This is a genomic window from Parabacteroides sp. B2-S-102, from assembly GCF_023656665.1.
Lineage (GTDB): Bacteria > Bacteroidota > Bacteroidia > Bacteroidales > Tannerellaceae > Parabacteroides > Parabacteroides distasonis.
This window is the reverse complement of record NZ_JAMOKM010000006.1, coordinates 133,348-153,285: the sequence shown is the minus strand read 5'-3', so window position 1 is coordinate 153,285 and position 19,938 is coordinate 133,348. Positions and strand designations below refer to the sequence as shown.

18 protein-coding genes are annotated in these 19,938 nt (G+C 46.6%); 15 read left to right on the top strand and 3 right to left on the bottom strand.

Annotation, left to right across the window (positions count from 1 at the left end; all coding sequences use genetic code 11):
- Positions 1 to 13: 13 nt before the first annotated feature.
- The 3 genes from NBH07_RS10260 (at position 14) to NBH07_RS10250 (ending at position 2,793) form a co-directional block, all read left to right on the top strand.
- A complete protein-coding gene (locus NBH07_RS10260; RefSeq protein WP_005854795.1) occupies positions 14 to 1,528 on the top strand; it encodes a glycoside 3-dehydrogenase in 1,515 nt (504 codons plus the stop codon).
- Positions 1,529 to 1,549: 21 nt separating this feature from the next.
- Positions 1,550 to 2,404 (top strand): sugar phosphate isomerase/epimerase family protein, encoded by an 855-nt coding sequence (locus NBH07_RS10255; protein WP_009018210.1) that lies wholly within the window; start codon positions 1,550 to 1,552, stop codon positions 2,402 to 2,404.
- Positions 2,405 to 2,502: 98 nt separating this feature from the next.
- Positions 2,503 to 2,793: an RNA polymerase sigma factor gene (locus tag NBH07_RS10250; RefSeq protein ID WP_005854791.1), complete on the top strand. Its 291-nt coding sequence runs from the start codon at positions 2,503 to 2,505 to the stop codon at positions 2,791 to 2,793.
- A gap of 117 nt (positions 2,794 to 2,910) precedes the next feature.
- Here NBH07_RS10250 and NBH07_RS10245 read toward each other — a convergent pair whose 3' ends face one another.
- Both NBH07_RS10245 and NBH07_RS10240 read right to left on the bottom strand, forming a co-directional pair.
- A complete protein-coding gene (locus NBH07_RS10245; RefSeq protein ID WP_009018804.1) occupies positions 2,911 to 3,780 on the bottom strand; it encodes a FecR family protein in 870 nt (289 codons plus the stop codon).
- An 82-nt stretch (positions 3,781 to 3,862) separates the two neighbouring features.
- Positions 3,863 to 4,120, bottom strand: a complete 258-nt coding sequence (locus tag NBH07_RS10240) for a sigma-70 family RNA polymerase sigma factor (protein WP_005854787.1) — start codon at positions 4,118 to 4,120, stop codon at positions 3,863 to 3,865.
- A gap of 81 nt (positions 4,121 to 4,201) precedes the next feature.
- On the opposite strand from NBH07_RS10240, the gene NBH07_RS10235 reads away from it, so the two are divergent.
- The 12 genes from NBH07_RS10235 (at position 4,202) to bioD (ending at position 19,330) form a co-directional block, all read left to right on the top strand.
- A complete protein-coding gene (locus NBH07_RS10235) occupies positions 4,202 to 7,603 on the top strand; it encodes a TonB-dependent receptor (RefSeq protein WP_009018208.1) in 3,402 nt (1,133 codons plus the stop codon).
- 17 nt (positions 7,604 to 7,620) lie between these two features.
- Positions 7,621 to 9,267, top strand: a complete 1,647-nt coding sequence (locus tag NBH07_RS10230; RefSeq protein ID WP_022192032.1) for a RagB/SusD family nutrient uptake outer membrane protein — start codon at positions 7,621 to 7,623, stop codon at positions 9,265 to 9,267.
- Positions 9,268 to 9,353: 86 nt separating this feature from the next.
- A complete protein-coding gene (locus NBH07_RS10225; protein ID WP_009018206.1) occupies positions 9,354 to 10,094 on the top strand; it encodes an endonuclease/exonuclease/phosphatase family protein in 741 nt (246 codons plus the stop codon).
- A gap of 160 nt (positions 10,095 to 10,254) precedes the next feature.
- Positions 10,255 to 11,322 (top strand): DUF4831 family protein, encoded by a 1,068-nt coding sequence (locus NBH07_RS10220; RefSeq protein ID WP_005854780.1) that lies wholly within the window; start codon positions 10,255 to 10,257, stop codon positions 11,320 to 11,322.
- 26 nt (positions 11,323 to 11,348) lie between these two features.
- Entirely contained in the window at positions 11,349 to 13,004 is a 1,656-nt protein-coding gene (locus tag NBH07_RS10215; protein WP_005854778.1) for a peptide MFS transporter, read from the top strand.
- Between the two features lie 17 nt (positions 13,005 to 13,021).
- Positions 13,022 to 13,471: a hypothetical protein gene (locus tag NBH07_RS10210; RefSeq protein WP_008773395.1), complete on the top strand. Its 450-nt coding sequence runs from the start codon at positions 13,022 to 13,024 to the stop codon at positions 13,469 to 13,471.
- A gap of 19 nt (positions 13,472 to 13,490) precedes the next feature.
- Positions 13,491 to 14,474, top strand: a complete 984-nt coding sequence (bioB, locus tag NBH07_RS10205; protein WP_005854774.1) for a biotin synthase BioB — start codon at positions 13,491 to 13,493, stop codon at positions 14,472 to 14,474.
- Positions 14,471 to 15,751 (top strand): adenosylmethionine--8-amino-7-oxononanoate transaminase, encoded by a 1,281-nt coding sequence (bioA, locus tag NBH07_RS10200; RefSeq protein ID WP_009018205.1) that lies wholly within the window; start codon positions 14,471 to 14,473, stop codon positions 15,749 to 15,751. Before bioB ends, bioA begins: the two co-directional genes overlap by 4 nt.
- A 30-nt stretch (positions 15,752 to 15,781) precedes the next feature.
- Positions 15,782 to 16,975 carry an 8-amino-7-oxononanoate synthase gene (locus NBH07_RS10195; RefSeq protein WP_005854770.1) on the top strand — a complete coding sequence of 398 codons (1,194 nt, stop codon included), beginning with the start codon at positions 15,782 to 15,784 and terminating at the stop codon, positions 16,973 to 16,975.
- Between the two features lie 37 nt (positions 16,976 to 17,012).
- Complete coding sequence (locus tag NBH07_RS10190; protein ID WP_009018204.1) at positions 17,013 to 17,678, top strand: DUF452 family protein; 666 nt, start codon at positions 17,013 to 17,015, stop codon at positions 17,676 to 17,678.
- On the top strand, positions 17,669 to 18,430 hold the full coding sequence (bioC, locus tag NBH07_RS10185; protein WP_034527241.1) for a malonyl-ACP O-methyltransferase BioC: 762 nt from the start codon (positions 17,669 to 17,671) through the stop codon (positions 18,428 to 18,430). Before NBH07_RS10190 ends, bioC begins: the two co-directional genes overlap by 10 nt.
- A gap of 219 nt (positions 18,431 to 18,649) precedes the next feature.
- A complete protein-coding gene (gene bioD / locus NBH07_RS10180) occupies positions 18,650 to 19,330 on the top strand; it encodes a dethiobiotin synthase (protein WP_005854764.1) in 681 nt (226 codons plus the stop codon).
- A 7-nt stretch (positions 19,331 to 19,337) separates the two neighbouring features.
- Here bioD and NBH07_RS10175 read toward each other — a convergent pair whose 3' ends face one another.
- A complete protein-coding gene (locus NBH07_RS10175) occupies positions 19,338 to 19,730 on the bottom strand; it encodes a YkvA family protein (RefSeq protein ID WP_005854762.1) in 393 nt (130 codons plus the stop codon).
- Positions 19,731 to 19,938 lie beyond the last annotated feature (208 nt).

Sequence of the window (19,938 nt, the reverse complement as noted above, 5' to 3'; positions counted from 1 at the left end):
AAATTTAATAGTTATGAAAAACATTTCGAGAAGAAGTTTCCTCAAGACCGGAGCCGTAGCGGCAGCCGGACTAACGATCGTTCCGGGTTCTGTACTCGGTAAATCCTTTGGCTATACAGCTCCTAGTGACAAACTGAATATCGCGGGTATCGGTGTCGGCGGTATGGGACGTCGTAACCTCGCCAACATGAACACGGAGAATATCGTAGCTTTATGCGATGTAGATTGGCACTACGCGGACAAGACCTTCAAGGACTATCCGAAGGCTAAACGCTTTAAAGACTGGCGTGTCATGTTCGATGAGATGGGTAAATCAATCGATGCGATTATGGTAGCCACCCCAGACCATACACATGCCGGCGTGACCGCCCACGCAATCACGCTAGGCAAGCATTGCTATACGCAAAAACCGCTTACCCACTCCGTTTACGAATCGCGTTTGCTTACCAAACTGGCGAAGAAATATAAGGTAGCCACCCAAATGGGTAACCAAGGTAACTCATTCGACTGGTGCCGGCAGATCGCGGAGTGGATACAGTCTGGCGTAATCGGCGATGTATATGAGGTACATTGTTGGACAGACCGCCCCATCTGGCCCCAAGGCTTGATGAAGCCGAACGATACCCCGAAGTGCCCGAAGACACTGGATTGGGATTTATGGATCGGCCCGGCTCAAAAGCGGCCTTATAATCCGGTCTATACCCCTTGGAACTGGCGTGGATGGTGGGACTTCGGAACCGGGGCCTTGGGCGATATGGCTTGCCATATCATGGACCCGTTGTATTGGGCACTCGACTTAAAATATCCGACCAGCGTAATCGGCAGCTCTACTTTGAGTAACCTGTACTCCCCTCCTCACGCACAGATCGTAACCTATACATTCCCCGCACGTCCACCCAAAGGAAATGTCAAGATGCCGGAAGTGAAAGTCTATTGGTACGATGGTGGTCTGATGCCTCCCCGTCCGGAAGAATTGAAAGACGGGCAGATGATGGGCGACGAGAACGGCGGTATCATCTTCATCGGAACGAAAGGAAAGATCATGACAGGCTGTTATGGAATGAACCCGACCTTATTACCGGTTTCCGACATGGAACATTTCAACCAGCCCAAACCGACGATCCCGAGAGTGAAAGGTGGCAATGGAGACATATGGTCCACCAATGCCCATGAGCAAGACTGGATCCGGGCTTGCAAGGAATCCCCGGAAAATCGTACGGAAGCCTCATCCAACTTCCAGTTCTCCGGTCCGTTCAACGAGATGGTCGTGATGGGAGTCTTGGCCGTTCGCCTCTCCGGACTGCAAGGTTTGCATCGTGAGTTGCAATGGGATGGAGAGAACATGCGGTTTACGAACATCTCCCCGAACGATAAGATCAAGATCGTCACGGTGGATGATTTCAAGGTAATTGACGGAGATCCGCGTTTCGACCGTCGCTTCGCCGAGTTTAACGCTGCGGAAATGGCCAACGAATGGATCAAGCATACGTATAACAACGGTTTCTCTTTGCCGGATATGCCAAGATAAACCTTTTAATAACAGCCAAATATGATAAGACATATCTATAAAATAATGATAGCGATCGTTTGCTGCCTATTGGCTATTCCAAGCGAAGCGCAAACGAAGGCCGAGAAGAACGGATGGCGTCTAGGGATGCAATCCTATAGTTTCCACCTGTTCCCTTTGACGGAAGCTCTCGATAAGACACAAGAACTGGGATTGAAATACATCGAGATTTATCCCGGCCATAAGCTCGGTGGTAAATGGGGAGATAAAGTATTCGATTTCAACCTTGATGCGCAGACCCAGAAAGAGATCAAGGAGCTTGCGGCATCCAAAGGTATCAAGATCGTAGGAACCGGGGTGTATGTAGCCGAAAAGTCGTCCGATTGGGAAAAGATGTTCAAATTCGCGAAAGCGATGGACCTAGAGTTCATTACTTGCGAACCGGCTTTAAGTGACTGGGACTTGGTAGAAAAATTGTCCAAGCAATACAACATTAAGATCTCCGTCCATAATCACCCGCAGCCTTCCGACTACTGGAAACCTGAGAACCTGTTGAAAGCCATCTCCGGACGCAGTCAATCGCTTGGTTCTTGTTCCGATGTGGGGCATTGGCGTCGGGAGGGGCTAAACCAGATTGATTGCTTAAAGCAACTCAAAGGTCGAATCATCTCTTTGCATTTCAAGGATATCGCCCCGAAAAAAGCAGGAGAGAATGAGCAGTACGACGTGATCTGGGGCACAGGCATCCTAGATGTAAAGGGAATGTTGAAAGAACTCAAATCCCAGAATTTCAAGGGAGTATTCTCTATCGAGTATGAATACAACTGGGAAAACTCTGTACCGGACATTAAAGAATGTATCCAATACTTCAATAAAACCGCAAACGAAATCTTATAATAGGGATTAGCATTAATTGACAGGTAGTAAGCGTATAGGCCCAAGGGACGTTCTCCTAGCCTATACGCTCCACCTTTCTAATAATACACGGGAATAAAATGGCATCTGACAACAAAATAATCGAATTGATCAAACAAGGAGATATAGCCGCCTTTAATACCCTGTTCAAGTCTGTTTATCTCCAACTTTATATACATTGCCGAAAATTTATCCCCGCCCCGGAAGACGCAAAAGACATCTTACAAAACGTCTTCCTCCGCTTTTGGGAAAAGCGTGAGAACATCGATATTCACACGTCTTTAAACGCTTATTTATACAGGGCTATACAGAACGAATGCCTCAATTACCTTCGTTCTACCGGAACTCCCTATCTGATTAGCCATAATTAATAAATTTAAGATTAATAATAAGATCTAACAATGTTACGTTTTTTATCCGTATTACACTAAAAATCATCCATTTCTCATAAGCAAGACTGTTTTTAAGATTAATAATTCAATGATTTATTATTTGATTACTATAGTATCTTTCAGTATTTGATAGCGAATACCCGTATTCGTCTTTATCACATTGAGAATCTCCGATAAATCTTCGTTGTTACGGAAACTACCGCTAAACCTTAATTTTTTTATCCCTTGATTTTCATAACGAAATACAACGTTATAGTTCCTTTCCAACAACTTTGTTATATCTTGCAGATACATCATTTCAAAAGACAAGAAACCTCCTCTCCATTGAGCGAATAGTTTCTTATCGTAAGGTACTACTTCTATCTTATTTCTACTTTTATCATAAACCGCCACTTGGTTAGGCTCAAGTAAGACCTCTTGTTTAGTCAACGTAGGTTGTACGGCGACCTTGCCATTGAACAAGGTTGTGGTTAGTTGCGAGTCTTCCATATAAGCGGAAACATTAAAGGCCGTACCAATCGCTTTCACATCAATACCGTTTGCCTTTACAACAAATGGTAAGTCTTTATTCTTTGCGACTTCAAAATAAGCTTCTCCATCCAAATAAATGCTACGATTGGAATGGCCGTAGTTCTCCGCATATTCTAGAGTTGTACAAGAGTTAAGCCAAACCCTCGTACCATCCGGTAATTGCAAATAGCTCTTCTCTCCTTTGCTCGTTACTAATTTATAATTTCCAACTGTCGATAAGTTCTCTTGATTCGTAAGATACAACGTTGATAGTGAAACACCTATGCCCAAAACCACGGCAGCGGCATATTTCATGTATTGAAGGAATAGCCTTCTTGTTTTCATTTTGGAAATAGTTTTTTTCTCTATGGATGAAAACAAACGCTCCCACTCCCTATCAACATCTACTTCGTCTTTGAGACTTTCCGCAATTATATTTTTTATATATTCTTTCATTGTTTTTTCTCGATTCTATATGTATGACACTTCAAAACGATGTGCTACTTACAAGATTGATAGATTTTTGTATTATATTTTTTCAAGAAACCAGATAATCTTTCAATCTACTTTTCAAAATCTTAAGGGCTCTATATATCTGTGTTTCCACTGTACGGACGGAGATATCCAATTTATCTGCGATCTCTTGGTTCTTGAGTCCATTTATACGACTCAATTTAAAAATGGATTTACATTGATCTGGTAATTCCTCTATCGTATTTTCCGTGATTCGTTCTATTTCAAAAATACTAAGTATCGAATAAGGATCATTATCTTCCACAGCCTCTTGTTTATCCATCTCTGATATTTCATATCGGGGAATGTCAATGGTTCCGGTAGAACTAATTACAGAACCCTGAAAAAATCATTACTTTTAGGTTTGTGCTTAACCTTTTTCCAGCCGTACACAGTAGCGGCATCAGCACAAATTATATCCTTAAATATCACAAAAGGAACTATCACTGAAGTTTTTAAGGCGATTGAAGACCAAAGTGAATATAAATTCTTTTATAATGACAATCAAATCAATTTGAATAAACGGGTTGATGTCAATATCCATGAAGAATCCATAGAACAAGTATTAAACAATGTCTTTAGAGGTACGGATATTACGTATAAGATCGTCAAGAATCACGTAGTACTTACCAACAAGACCATGAAAGATACGGAGTTGCCATCCACCAACCAAAATCGCAAACGGCTAACCGGACAAGTAGTAGGACAAGATGGGGAGCCTCTGATCGGAGTAAACGTTGTAGTGAAAGGTACTACAATCGGATCTATGACCGATATGGACGGAAACTACATTCTAGAGAATGTTCCCTCCAATGCTACCGTTGAATTCTCGTACATCGGCTATCTCCAACAAAGTATCAACGTAGGCAATAAAAGTAACCTCAACGTCACTTTAGCGGAAGACACTCAAAAGTTGGATGAGGTAGTAGTTGTTGGTTACGGTTCCTTCAAGAAAAGAGATTTAACCGGAGCTGTTTCTCAAGTAAAAGGAGACGAGATCTCGAACCTACCGCTTCGCAGCGCCGCCGACGCCTTGCAAGGAAAAGCAGCCGGTGTAACCATAACATCTAGTTCCGGTAGCCCAGGTTCACTCGGTAATGTCCGTATCCGTGGTGTCGGTACTATCAATAATAATGATCCGTTGTATGTAGTAGATGGTCTACCTCAAGGTGATATCGGTTGGTTAAATGCCCGTGATATCGAGAGCATAGAGGTATTGAAAGACGCTTCCGCACAAGCGATCTATGGTGCCCGTGCTGCCAACGGTGTGATCCTAGTATCCACAAAGCGAGGAGCTTCCGGCGAGAGTTACCGAAGCAACATCGAGTTTGATATGAACATTGGTTTCCAAGATGTAGTGAAAACGTATGACATGCTAGACGCCGAAGGTTTCATGGAATATAAGAACCGGGCTTACGCCGCATCCGGGAAAGCCTTGATCGATGATTTCGCCACACCAGAGAAGCGAGAGCAGATCCTTACTTTCCTAGGGAAAAACGGAGGACGATCCGGTACGGATTGGTGGAAAGAGAGCACCCGTAAACCCAAGGAAGCTATCAGTCAGAATTACAACCTAGCTTTCTCCGGAGGTATGAAGAAACTCAGATACCGTGCTAGCTTTGGCTATATGGATCAACAAGGAATCTTGAAAGGTTCCGACTATGAACGCCTCTCCGGTCGGTTGAACGTAGACTCTGAGGTAACCAAGTGGTTGAACCTCTCCGCAAATGTGAACGTCACGTACGAATCCAGGCGCAACCTAGATGAGAATAACTCTTACACAGCAACCGTGTTCAGTACCCTTGCGGCAGACCCAATCACTCCGGTATATCGCGACAACCTAGTGGATATCCCAGATTTCTTGCAAAACCGAATTATGGGTGGTTATGAGCCGACCAATCCTTGGTCTCGCTATACAGGCGTAATTTACTCAAACAAACCGAACACGGTTGGACAGGTAGACCGCTCCGCATTAAATCAATGGCACGGGATCGCCACGAAAAGTAATATCTCCGGCGAAGTCAAGTTGTTACCCTTCTTGACCTTCAAATCCAGTATCGCTCTTGACTTAGTCCGTAACCAAAGCGACTCTTTCCGTCCTTCTTACTATCTGGATGGAGATGAGTACTCCACTTATGCGGGCGCCAGTCGGAGCGTAGCGAATAAAGATTACTGGGTATTCGACAATTACCTAACTTACAATGAAAAATTCGACAAACATGCGGTAACAGCCATGGTCGGTACCTCCGCAGAGAAAGAGCGCTACGAGGAGATCTACGCCTATAAAGAAGGACAGGTCAACAACAACCCGAACCAGCAGATCATCAACGCCGGTACCATGAATCCCGCCGCATCAGGCTACTACGCCACGAGTACGCTGAATTCTTATTTCGGTCGTGTATTTTATTCCTTTGACAACCGTTATATGATCACAGCCAATATCCGTTGGGATGGATCCTCTAAATTTGCGGATGGTAATCGCTGGGGTTACTTCCCCTCCGTATCCGCCGGTTGGAATTTCTCGGAAGAGAGCTTCATGAAGAACCTTGAGTGGCTGTCACAAGGTAAGTTAAGAGCAGCTTGGGGTGAGATCGGGAACCAGACTATCTCCTCCGGAGCCTATATGAATACGTTCGGAAATGGTAGCTACTACCTCTTCGGTAATCCGTATCAGACGAACTTGTATGCCGGACGTACGCAGGTGGGTAATCCGGATCTGAAATGGGAGACTACTCGCCAACTGGACTTCGGATTGGATTTGGCCTTTTTCCAAGGTTCCTTGAGAGCAACCTTCGACTACTTTGACCGTCAGACAAGTGATATGTTGGTGCAAGTACCCGTGCCCAGTTCACTAGGATTCCCCAACACGCCGTGGATGAATGCCGGTAGCGTAAGCAATAAAGGTTTTGAAGTAACGCTCGGATACGACGGTAAGATCGGGAACGACTTCCAATATCATATCAACGGAAACGTATCCACCTATAAAAATAAGGTAAAAAGCCTAGGTAGTGGAGCGAATATTCCGGGTAAAGGCATCCATCTAGGATACTTCTCCTATACGATGACAGAGCCAGGACAACCGATCGGTTATTTCTACGGATATAAAACCGATGGTGTCTTCCAGACCCAAGAAGAGATCGACAACTACAAGAACAACGGTCAAATGGTAATGCCAAACGCAAAGCCGGGCGACTTAAAGTTCCAAGATTTGAACAAAGATGGTAAACTAGACGACGAAGACCGCACGATGACAGGAAATCCTCATCCAGACTTCACCTTTGGTTTGACCTTAGGCGCAGAATGGAAAGGATTCGACATCTCCGCCTTCTTCCAAGGATCAGTCGGCAATGACATCTTAAACATATTGAAATATGACATCTATTCAGGTACCGGTTGGTACAATGCTCCGAAGGATATATTAACAACCTACTGGAACGGACCGGGTAGTACAAACGAGAACTTCGCAATCGATGCGGATAGCCGCATGAACTTGGAGATGTCCGATTGGTATGTGGAAAATGGTTCTTATGTTCGCTTGAAGAACCTGACAATCGGTTATACGCTTCCATCCGAATGGACTAAGAAGATCACGATCAACAACCTTCGTTTCTTTGTTGCCGCACAGAACTTATTCACGATCACCGGTTATTCCGGACTAGATCCTGAGATCGGAGAGATCAATAACTCGCCTCTTTACAAAGGCTGTGATATGGGATTCTATCCGCAACCGCGTACATTCATGTTCGGTCTTAGTTTGAAATTATAATCTTAAAATGAATTATTATGAAATCTATAGTTAACATAGGGAAATTACTTGTATCGATCGCATGCGTCGGTGCCCTTACGACAAGCTGTAACAGCGACTTTCTAGACCGCCCGCCATTGGGAACATTGGATGAGGTAACTTATCTGAGTACCAAGGATGCCGGCTACAAACTTTTGGTCAATTGCTATCAGCCCTTACAAGATAGCTGGAACTATCAGGACATGAAATTTGTCTTGGGAGATCAATTGAGCGACGACTGCTCCAAAGGCGGCTCTGATGCAGGAGACCGCGTTCGTATCACGGAAATCGCCCGCGGAACACCAATGGCGACTAATCAAGTCTTGTCCGACCTTTGGACTCATCGCTACCAAACAGCGATCTCAGCCTGCAACGTATTCCTGTCGCTAATCACACCTGAATCAGAATTGATCGATGATGCCGGAGGCTTGGTCAGCACAGAAACCAAACAGCGATGGATCGCAGAGGCTCAATTCATGCGTGCGTTCTATTACTACGACCTAGCTACAATCTTCCAGAATATTCCACTAATTGACAAGCCCATGGAAGTCGTCGACAAAAGTACGATCACGAAATCCAGCAAAGAGGAGGTCATGAACTTTATCCTGAAAGACCTGAACACCGCAATCGCCGAACCTAATCTACCTAATGCAAAAAGCCTTCCGACCAGCGAGATTGGGCGAATCACCAAAGAGGCCGCCATGGCTTTCCGTGCTAGGGTATTGATGTTCTACGGCAACTACGGAGAGGCTCTGAAAGACCTGAAGGCAGTTGTCGAATCCGGAAGCTATGAATTAGTAGATGACTACGAGAAGCTATTCAATAACGCCACAGAGGGCTATATGTCAAAAGAGTCCGTCTTCATCACCCTGCGCTCTTACATTCCTAGCTACACTAGCGGTAGCGTTTGTCCACAAATGAATGTCGGTCGCGGTATTGCCGGCGGATGGGGCGGCGAGTGTCCGACGAAGGATTTGGTAGACGAATATGAGGTAGGCGATCCACGCTTGGTACACACGGTATTGTCATCCGGCGATATATTCGTCAAGAACGATGGTTCCGAAGAGGTACACGACTATTCCGGCTACGACAATTTCCCACAGCAACACAGCCGTAAGCAGTATCCAGACTTCTCCAGACGGCCACTAAACGATTTATTGAACACGGATTGGACCCACTATCACATCCGCTATGCCGATGTATTGCTGATGTACGCTGAATGCCTGATCGAGACGGATGGCGACAAACAACTAGCGGCCGACCTGATCAACCAAGTACGTTATCGTGCCTTCGTGACAACCTCTTTGACAGATAGCTACGCTAAATACCGTAAGTTCAACCTCAAGGAGAGCGATCGAGTGACCGAGGATACTTTCAACGCTAAGTATAAAGTGAAAGCTTCCGATGATCTGCGTGCCGCCGTTCGCCACGAACGCCGTATCGAACTTGCAGGCGAGGGATTACGCTTCTACGACTTAATTCGCTGGGGCACCTTCGTATCTACAATGCAGAAATTCGGCAAGACTGATGAGGGCAAGTATTCCGGTGCCGGGACACTCGTCACCGATAAGACATACCCCTACCCGATTCCACAAAGCGAGATCGACTATGTAGGAGGCGCATTAACACAGAACGATAATTATTAATCTTCAATTTTTATTACTGTAGCCCCCGCAGATAGTCCTTCTTGTTGTCTGCGGGGGTTTCTATTCACGAAATACCTTAGAAATCCATGAAACGAATCTTATTTCTCCTAACCATCGCCCTCCTAAATTTGGGAAGTGGCCTATGCAAGACACGACAATCGTTAAGAATCATGAGCTACAACATCCGCATCGGGATCGGTATGGACCAACAGACCAATTTGAAGCGAATCGCTGAAGTGATCAACAAGATCCAGCCGGACTATGTCGGGCTACAAGAGGTGGACAGTGTATGCGAACGCTCTGGATGGATCAACCAATATGCAGAATTGGCACGGTTGACCGGCATGTATCCAATCTTCGCACCTGCCACAGAACGTTCTAAGGGATTATACGGAATCGCCGCACTCTCCCGCAAAAAACCTCGTAGCTACCAATACATACCTCTGCCGGGAAAGGAAGAGCCACGTACCTTCCTTTGTCTCGAATATCCGAACTATACCTTGTGTAACACACATTTCTCGCTCGACCCAGACTCTCGCCTGGCCTCTATACGACTCATCAATGAGACGATGAAAAGCGAAAACAAACCAATCCTGATCACCGGAGACTTCAACATGGAGCCAGACTCTAAGGAATTCAAGGCGATGAAACAAACGTGGAGGCTCTTATCCGACCCTACGTTAGAGACCTACCCCTCGGATCATCCCCGTTTGCGTTTAGATTATATCTTCGGCGACCTAAGGCATGAATTTAGGATTATCAACGACCAAGTGATCGATATCCAGTCGTCCGATCACCTGCCGATCTATATAGACGTGCTATTTTAAGCTTTCTCCCCCGGACATCCTCAGAATCCCGAACAATGCGAATCTAGAAATTCTTAATGTTGTCCGGGATTTTCATGCAATAAGAATACTTCCAATTGGTTTTAAGCAAAATATTTCCTAGTTTTGCGCAATAATATACAGAATTAAAATAAACTGGGATATGAAGAATATAATCATTATAGCTAGTTTACTCCTCGGGATGCCGCTTATGGCACAAACCAAGGTGGTAAAAAAGAACGCCGTAAAAGCCAATAATTTCGGAATCACCTACTCGTTGCCCAAGACCTCGCTAGTCGTAGACGCCGAAGTGACGAAAGTAACTTGCAAAGCCGGGCCTTACTATCAATATGCAGAGAAGTATCTAGGCGTAAAGGATGCGGTCACGGAAGACAAGGTTTATTTCGATCTCGGAAAAATCAGTCTGATCAACCGGGGATTACCCGATGCGGATAATACCTATATCGTAGAATTCAAACAAGGTACGGTCGCCCCTTACGCTTATCTTACCGAAGATGGATTATTATGCTCGATAAACGCAGAATATACACCAGTTGAATCCGAGCTAGATGCCGCAAAGAAAAATAAAGGCTCCCAACAAAAAGTGACAGACGCTTCCGTTTTCTCAGAGGAATTACTAATGGCAGGCTCCACCGCCAAACAAGCGGAGGTGGCCGCTAAACAAATTTACCGTATCCGGGAAAGCCGTTTGAACATCTTGACCGGCGAGGCGGATAATTTACCTCCCGATGGTGAAGCCATGAAACTGGTGATCCAGCAATTGGAGGAGCAAGAAAAAGCATTAACAAACCTATTCACCGGAATCTTGACCAAAGAAACCGAGCATTATGAGGTAAGTATCATCCCCCACGACAACCTAGATAAAGAAGTATTGTTCCGTTTCTCCAAGCAGCTAGGTATCGTAGACGCTGACGATTTGGGCGGTACCCCTGTCTATATGAACTTGAAAGCGACAGAAAGAGCTCCGATCCTTGATGCCAAGGAAGCCGAGAAGAAAGACAAATCATTGAAAGGAATCGTCTACAATGTTCCGGGAAAAGCCAGCATAGAAATACTAATGAACAAAAAAACGCTCTACAAAGGAGAGGCCCAAATCACTCAATTCGGAACACGGGAAGGATTAGCCCCTGTTATGTTTGAGGATAAGAAAGCCCCCGTCAAAGTTCTTTTCTATCCGGAAACCGGCGCCATAAAGCAAATTATTCAATAAGTATAAACTAATATTATCTAAAACACATGTTACAAGGACAACCTAAAGGTCTCTATGCCCTAGCACTCGCGAACACGGGCGAACGCTTCGGTTATTACACGATGCTTGCGATTTTCACATTATTCTTGCAAGCGAAATTCGGCTATACGGCCGCTGAGACATCAACGATTTTCGCTAGCTTCTTAGCGTTCGTGTATTTTATGCCATTGATTGGCGGTATGATGGCCGATAAGTTCGGTTATGGAAAGATGGTTACCTCGGGTATCATCATCATGTTTGTCGGTTATCTTTTATTAGCCATCCCAACAGATGCCGCCTCGGGAAAAATCATGATGTTCGGCTCGCTAGCGCTAATCGCTTGCGGTACCGGATTATTTAAAGGTAACTTACAAGTGATGGTAGGTAATCTTTATGATGCCCCGGAATATAGAAGTAAACGTGACCAAGCCTTTAGTTTGTTTTATATGGCGATCAATATCGGTGCCATGTACGCACCTACGGCTGCCACTAAAATGACAGACTGGATGTTGGGTAAGTATAACCTTTTCTACGAGTCACAAATTCCGGCACTCGCTCACCAATTCTTAAACGGAACCATCTCCGCAGAGAACAAAGAGGCACTCGCCGCTCTGCAAAGCGCACAAGGTTTCACCGGCGATATGGCTACGTTCTGTTCCACGTATATCGAGAAGTTGTCTGAGGCATACAACTATGGATTCGGTGTGGCTTGTATCTCATTGATCATATCGATGGCTATCTATATGGGATTCCGCTCTACCTTTAAGCATGCGGATGTCAATACCAAACAAGCAAAGGCTTCCCACGCTCCGCAAGAGGAATTGTCACCTGCCGAGACGAAACAACGTATCACCGCCTTGCTGCTGGTATTCGCCGTGGTATTGTTCTTCTGGATGGCTTTCCATCAAAATGGTCTGACAATGACGTTCTTTGCTCGCGACTATACGGCCAACCAAGTGACCGGACTGGATCGTATCGGCTTTGATGTGATTAACTTAACATTATTGGTTATCGCCGTGTATGGAGGATTCGCTATCGCACAATCCACAACGAGCAAAGGCAAAACGATCGCCGGCATCGTGACCGTGGCCGCATTAGCCGCTCTAGGTATCAAATATATGGCTATGCCGGAAACCGTAACGATCCTTCCGCAGACCTTCCAGCAATTTAACCCGTTCTTCGTGGTTGTATTGACTCCGGTATCGTTGGCGATCTTTGGTTATCTGGCTAATAAGAAGAAAGAGCCGTCCGCTCCTCGTAAGATCGGATTGGGTATGATGATCGCCGCTTGCGGTTTCTTGATCTTGGCGATCGGTTCTATGGGCTTGCCTACACCGGACGCTTTAGCGGCGGATAGCAAATTGCAGGTATTGGTTTCTCCGAACTGGTTGATATCGACTTATCTGGTATTGACCTTCGCCGAATTATTGCTTTCTCCGATGGGTATCTCTTTCGTATCCAAAGTGGCTCCTCCTAAATACAAAGGTATGATGATGGGTGGGTGGTTCGTGGCTACGGCTATCGGTAACTATCTGGTCGCTATCATCGGTTATTTGTGGGGAGGCATGCAGTTATGGATGGTATGGAGCGTGTTGATCGTTCTTTGTTTACTGTCTGCGTTGTTCATGTTCTCTATCATGAAGAAACTGGATAAAGTGGCTTGACAATTGAAAATTAGAGGATGAGGAAGTCGTATACATATCGTTCGCAGGCACTCCGTTTCAGAAGATGGAGCCGGAAGGCGTATGCGGCTTTCATCAGTGTACAGAGAGCTGTTACGATCGGACAATTATCCTTTTCCGTAGCCGATCGCTTCGAGAAAAAGAACCAGTCTTTACATACCGGTATCGGTACGTTCACGGACGGATTTTCCGAAGAGGATGACGAGGAGAGGGAGAATACCGAGGAGAACAAACGGAGCCTCGCGGTATCGCATGGACTGTTTACGGCATTACTCCCGGTATTGGTATCAAATGAGATCGCTCATCCGGCTCATCGTGTAGCTCACTATACATTATATAATATAGTAAAGGCGGGAAGTATTCTTTCGGATACTTCCCGCCTTTCTTATTTCCATCTGGTTGTAGAGACGGGGCACGCCCCGTCTCTACAACTGGGTATATATACGTAGAATTATTAAATGAGAGAAAATGACAATAGAAGAAGCAAAGCAGTACATCCTAGAGGGTAGGAAGATTACTGAGGAACAGGCTTTAAGCTTGGCGAATCACCCGGACAAAGAGGCACTTTACGAGGCCGCCCACCAAATCACCCGCCATTTTATGGGGAATAAGTTCGACACTTGTTCCATCATCAACGCCAAAAGCGGTAATTGCAGCGAGGATTGTAAATGGTGCGCACAGTCGGGACATTACAAGACCCTCGTAAACTTATATCCTTTGCTTCCGGCCAAGGAATGTGTCTATCATGCGGTATATAACCGGAAACAGGGCATCCGGCGTTTTGCCTTGGTGACTAGCGGTAAGCGAGTATCGGATAAAGAATTGGAACAGATCACCGATACGATCCGGCAAATCAAGCAGCAAAGCGATATTAAATGCTGTGCCTCCATGGGATTGCTAACCCGCTCCCAACTCCAATCGCTTTACGATAGCGGAGTGGAGAACTATCACTGCAATATAGAGACCGCCCCTTCCTATTTCCGTCAACTCTGTTCCACGCATACGATCGAGCAGAAGATGGAAACCATCCATACCGCCCGGGAAATCGGTTTCCGTATATGCTGCGGTGGTATTATCGGCATGGGCGAGACGATGGAGGAACGAATCGAGATGGCTTGTTTCTTACAGAAAGAAGGTGTCTTATCCATCCCTCTCAATTTATTACAGCCGATACCGGGAACTCCTATGGAGAATACACATATCCTAGAAGAAGAGGAATGGCTAACAACGATCGCCCTTTTCCGCTTGATCAATCCGAACGCATTTCTCCGTTTCTCCGGCGGACGGGCACAATTAAGCGAGGCCACGCAACGGAAATCCCTATATATAGGGATTAACTCCGCAATCATCGGAGACTTATTAACGACTATCGGAAGCAAGGTAGAGGAAGACAAAGTCTTATTTACCTCCGAAGGCTATTCACTCACCGAAAACACCGATTGGGAAAAATGACAACAACCGAACTTTTACAATACGACCGGGATCATCTATGGCATCCCTACACCTCGACCATCGATCCACTTCCCGTCTATCTGGTATCCAAAGCGGAGGGCGTAACGATAACCCTTGCGGACGGCAGGGAGCTAATAGACGGAATGTCTTCTTGGTGGGCGGCAGTCCACGGATACAACCATCCGGTACTTAACGCGGCGGCTAAAGCCCAATTGGATAAGATGAGTCATATCATGTTCGGGGGATTCACGCACGAGCCGGCTGTCGAGTTGGCCGCTAAATTATTACCGCTATTGCCCCCTTCCCTAGAAAAGATATTCCTAGCGGATAGCGGCTCGGTAGCCGTGGAGGTAGCCTTAAAGATGGCGATCCAATACTGGCAGTCCAAAGGCATACCGGGAAAACATACCTTCGCCACGATCCGTAGCGGTTATCACGGGGATACTTGGCACGCCATGTCGGTATGCGATCCGGTGACGGGTATGCATGGGATCTTCTCCGGAAGCCTACCCATCCAATACTTCATACCTCAACCTTCGGTCCGATTCGGCGAGGAATGGAGAGAGGAGGCCATGGCTCCCTTGCGGGATTTACTAGAGCGGCATGCCGACGAGATCGCCGCCTTGATCTTGGAACCGGTCGTACAGGGGGCAGGAGGTATGTATTTCTACTCCCCCACTTTCCTCGTTCGTGCCCGGGAACTTTGCGAGCGGTATAACGTCTTATTGATATTCGACGAGATAGCGACAGGCTTCGGACGTACCGGAAAGTTGTTCGCATGGGAACATGCGGGAGTCGAACCCGATATCATGTGTATCGGAAAGGCATTGACGGGAGGTTATCTTACGCTTTCCGCCACGATCACGACGAAGCCGATAGCCGACACGATCTGTTCCGGCGAGGCGGGATGCTTTATGCATGGGCCTACGTTTATGGGAAATCCCTTGGCATGCGCTATCGCTTCGGCCTCGATCTCTTTATTGATCGCCAGTCACTGGCAGGAGAAAGTGAAGCTTATAGAGGAGCAATTGCGGGCGGAGTTAGCGCCAGCCGCCAAGCTGCCTGAAGTCGCTGAGGTACGGGTATTGGGAGCGATCGGGGTTATCGAGATGAAGCATCCGGTGGATATGGCGGTATTACAACGCCAATTCGTAGAGGAAGGGATATGGGTACGTCCGTTCGGACGGCTGGTTTACCTCATGCCTCCTTTCATTATCTCCATGAATGAACTATCCAGACTAACCTCCGGATTATTGAGAGTATTAACGCATAATTAACATATCTACAACCGGGTAATATATAGATATATGAAATCATATAACGAGCAACTTACGGCTTTACGAGCCTCCGGGAATCTTAGGCACCTACCGGAAGTCGAGCATCAAGGAATATGGATATTAAAAGAGGGAAAGCGTATGCTGAATCTCTCTTCCAACGATTATCTTGGATTAGCCAGCCGGCAGGATTTACAAGAGGAGTTTCAAGCATCCACACAAGACCGCTTCTATCCCTACTCCTCATCATCATCCCGCTTGCTGACGGGTAATTTCTCCGTATATACGAAACTGGAGAAACAGATCGCCCGCTCCTTCGACCGGGAAGCCGCATTGATCTTCAATAGCGGCTATCATGCCAACACCGGAATCCTCCCGGCCTTAACCGATAAACAGACCTTATTACTCGCCGACAAGCTGGTGCACGCCAGCATCATCGATGGCATCTTGTTGAGTGGCTCCCCATTCCTCCGTTACCGCCACAACGACTATGACCAACTGGAACGCCTCGTACAAAAGAACGCCTGTCAATACGAGACGATCATCATCTTGACCGAAAGCATTTTCAGCATGGACGGGGATGTAGCGGATTTAAACCGCCTGATAGCTATCAAAAGGCAATATCCCAATATCCTATTGTACGTAGACGAGGCTCATGCCATCGGAGCCCGTGGAAAGACGGGGCTAGGTATCGCCGAGGAACAAAGTTGTATCCAAGAGATCGATCTATTGGTCGGTACTTTCGGCAAGGCGTTAGCGTCTATGGGGGCCTATTTGGTTTGTTCCCGTACGATACGGGAATATCTGGTCAATACGATGCGACCGCTCATATTCAGTACGGCCCTGCCACCGTTCCAAATCGCATGGACTTCCTTCATCTGGGAGCAACTCCCCTCGTTCACGAAGGAACGGGAGAATCTTCTAGCATATAGCCGATTGCTGGCGGAGGCTTTAACGGGCAAAGGAGGCGAGATCAGCCAAAGCCACATCATCCCTTTCATTGTGGGAGAGAGCGAGGATTGCGTACGGAAAGCGGAAGAGCTACAACGAAAAGGCTTCTACTGCCTCCCCGTTCGCCCGCCGACAGTGCCCAAAGGTACCTCCCGTATCCGCTTCTCCCTTACGGCAAACCTCACAATAAAAAATATTCATCAACTGATTGTAGAGACGGGGCGTGCCTTGTCTCCCACCGGGACATGCCCCGTCTCTACACCCCCGGATAGATAACTGGATAGATAGTATGTATATAAATTGAATTGATAGTATGTATATAGATAAGATAATAAATAAGCTATCCCCTAGTCTGATCCTCTGTCTCGCCGGCTGGTCCACCTCGCCGGAGCTTTTCCGCCATCTGGAAGTACCGGAGCAGACAGACCTATGGATTGCCTACGATTACAGGACGCTCGCATTCGAAGAGACATTCGCCCCCTATAAAGAGGTACATCTGGTCGCTTGGTCTCTAGGCGTATGGGTAGCCACCCGACTCTGGGCAGGCCACCGATCCTTTACCACGGCGACCGCCCTGAACGGTACCCCTTTTCCCATGCACGATACGCTAGGCATCCCGACCGCAATCTTCGAGGGAACCCTCCATCATATCAGCGAGGAAGGTATGCGTCGCTTTAACCGCAGGATGTGCGGAGACAAGGAGACATTCAATTGCTATTCGGAACTCTCACCACGTCCGCTGGAGGAGATCAAGGAGGAACTGGAATCTCTATATAATCAGATCCTCCCGGAAAAGCTCGAATCAGCCGATCCGCGGATATCCACCTTCTGGGATCAAGCCATCCTATCCACCGAAGATAAGATATTCCCGGCAACCAACCTCCGGAACTACTGGCAAGGCCGTTGCCCCATCCAAGAGATCAAGGCGCCTCATCTTCCTTTTTACCACTATCAATCATGGAACGAATTATGGAAGTAATCGAACAAGAACGGATCCGCCGGCGTTTCAGCCAAGCGGTGAATACATACGACGATCATGCGGATGCCCAGAAACGGATATGCGCCCATCTGGTACAGCTATTGACCGTATACACCTCCTCTCATTTCCGCAGGGTGCTGGAAATCGGTTGCGGAAGCGGCGGATTCACCCGTTTATTAAAACAAGAATGCCAAATCGAGGAATGGGTACTCAACGATCTTTGCGAGACTTGGCAAAGCGCCATCGAGGAGTTGTTTCCTTCCGCCACTCCTCTATTCTTGGCCGGTGATGCCGAGCGACTGGCTTTTCCCGGCACGTTCGACTTGATTGCCTCGGCCTCCGCCCTGCAATGGATGAAAGACCTTCCACGTTTCCTCCATAAGCTATCGTCCACCCTATCGCCCGGAGGCATGCTGGCTTTCAACACCTTCACGCCAGACAACCTTCACGAGATCAAGGAACTGACCGGAGAAGGGCTCACCTATCCTACCGCCGGACAATTAAGGGAGTGGTTATCCACCTACTTCCGGATCGTCCATGAAGAGGAAGGAAATATCGCCCTGACCTTCCGGCACCCGCTGGAGGTGCTAAGACATCTAAAGTACACGGGTGTCACGGCCAACGCCTCTTGCGTCTGGACACGGGGAAAACAGGAACGTTTCTGCCGGGATTATCAAGAGAGATTCCCCTCGGCGGATGGTGGGGTCACATTAACTTACCGTCCACTCTATATCTTAGTGGTCAAAAGATAAAGGTGAGGTAGATCGCCTCTTCCGAGGTATTGATCCTTTCACCTATATGATATGATCGTATCACAAGGGTGAAACGATCTTTTCACAAAGGTGATACGTTCTTTTCACAAAGGTGAAAAGATCAATAGCGCAGAAGAAAAGGAATAAATCTCTTAGAGACAAGGAGTAATATCCATAGAGACAAAAGATTAATCAAGCAACTATTTAAACAACAGAACAATGAACCATCAAACGAAAGAAAATGTATTATTTATCTCCGGCATAGACACGAACGTCGGAAAGACCGTAGCCACCGGAATGATCGCCAAGGCATTGGCGAAAGCCGGAAAGAAAGTGATCACCCAAAAGATGATACAGACCGGATGCGAGCACGTATCGGAGGATATCGAGGCACACCGCCAAATCCAAGGGCTCCCCTTTACCGACGAGGATACGCAAGGACTGACTTGTCCTTATATCTTCACCTATCCCTGCTCTCCTCATATGGCGGCGGCGAAAGATGGAAGACGTATCGATTTAGAAACGATCACCCAAGCCACCCGGCGATTGCGAGAGACCTACGAGTATGTATTACTGGAAGGAGCCGGAGGACTGATGGTTCCGAACGACATGGAATCCCTTACGATCGATTATGTGAAGGAACAGGCGTATCCCCTGATACTAGTCACGTCCGGCAAGCTGGGAAGTATCAATCATACTTTGCTCAGCCTGTACGCCTGCGAACGATACGGTATCGAGGTAAAAGCCATCGTCTATAACCAATATCCAAGCATCGACCCACTGATCGAGGCGAATACCTTGGAGTATCTAAAGGCCAAATTCCCGGAGATCCCCTTAATCCTCCTTCCGGAAATGAAAAAGGGAAGCGAGGAGCTTCCCGATATTCGCCCGTTGCTATAACGCCCTATCAAGCCGGATCAGGAAACAGATCCAATATTTTCTGATCCGCTTTTCTCCGGATCTCCGGTGTAATGCTATCCTTCACCATTTTCAATACGAAAGTCATCACCGCCACATCGTCCGTGAAGCCGATAATGGGGAGCACGCTCTCCGGGATCAAGTCGAAAGGCAATATAAAGTATCCTAAAGCCCCGATTATATAAGCCTTATGTTGAAGAGGTACCTTTTCATCCTGCAACATATAATACAGCGTGAAGACAGGACGCAATACCGTAGCCCCCACTTTCTTCGCTACCCGCTCTATCTTCTTCCAGAAACTCTTCTCCGAGAAATAAGTCCCATATCTTTGTATCTCATGTACTTCCTCGAAAGGAACATCCTCAATCTTTCTTGTGTCCATAAACGAATCCTATTAAATCATCTTTCACAAAGATAACAAGTAGTGTAGAAAAATTGCACATCAAATGAGGAAATATTACACAATGCCACCTCCACACCCGTATTCAAAGCTTTTCGTAATAATCTCATAAGAAAACAATTATAAAGAAATCTACAGGATTTATCACATCTGGCACGCCTTTTTCAGATAATCCTTTAGTTAGTATAGG

Coding starts and splice junctions, on each gene's coding strand:
- NBH07_RS10260 (WP_005854795.1), top strand. CDS start 14: ATGAAAAACATTTCGAGAAGAAGTTTCCTCAAGACCGGAGCCGTAGCG.
- NBH07_RS10255 (WP_009018210.1), top strand. CDS start 1,550: ATGATAAGACATATCTATAAAATAATGATAGCGATCGTTTGCTGCCTA.
- NBH07_RS10250 (WP_005854791.1), top strand. CDS start 2,503: ATGGCATCTGACAACAAAATAATCGAATTGATCAAACAAGGAGATATA.
- NBH07_RS10245 (WP_009018804.1), bottom strand. CDS start 3,780: ATGAAAGAATATATAAAAAATATAATTGCGGAAAGTCTCAAAGACGAA.
- NBH07_RS10240 (WP_005854787.1), bottom strand. CDS start 4,120: ATGGATAAACAAGAGGCTGTGGAAGATAATGATCCTTATTCGATACTT.
- NBH07_RS10230 (WP_022192032.1), top strand. CDS start 7,621: ATGAAATCTATAGTTAACATAGGGAAATTACTTGTATCGATCGCATGC.
- NBH07_RS10225 (WP_009018206.1), top strand. CDS start 9,354: ATGAAACGAATCTTATTTCTCCTAACCATCGCCCTCCTAAATTTGGGA.
- NBH07_RS10220 (WP_005854780.1), top strand. CDS start 10,255: ATGAAGAATATAATCATTATAGCTAGTTTACTCCTCGGGATGCCGCTT.
- NBH07_RS10215 (WP_005854778.1), top strand. CDS start 11,349: ATGTTACAAGGACAACCTAAAGGTCTCTATGCCCTAGCACTCGCGAAC.
- NBH07_RS10210 (WP_008773395.1), top strand. CDS start 13,022: ATGAGGAAGTCGTATACATATCGTTCGCAGGCACTCCGTTTCAGAAGA.
- bioB (WP_005854774.1), top strand. CDS start 13,491: ATGACAATAGAAGAAGCAAAGCAGTACATCCTAGAGGGTAGGAAGATT.
- bioA (WP_009018205.1), top strand. CDS start 14,471: ATGACAACAACCGAACTTTTACAATACGACCGGGATCATCTATGGCAT.
- NBH07_RS10195 (WP_005854770.1), top strand. CDS start 15,782: ATGAAATCATATAACGAGCAACTTACGGCTTTACGAGCCTCCGGGAAT.
- NBH07_RS10190 (WP_009018204.1), top strand. CDS start 17,013: ATGTATATAGATAAGATAATAAATAAGCTATCCCCTAGTCTGATCCTC.
- bioC (WP_034527241.1), top strand. CDS start 17,669: ATGGAAGTAATCGAACAAGAACGGATCCGCCGGCGTTTCAGCCAAGCG.
- bioD (WP_005854764.1), top strand. CDS start 18,650: ATGAACCATCAAACGAAAGAAAATGTATTATTTATCTCCGGCATAGAC.
- NBH07_RS10175 (WP_005854762.1), bottom strand. CDS start 19,730: ATGGACACAAGAAAGATTGAGGATGTTCCTTTCGAGGAAGTACATGAG.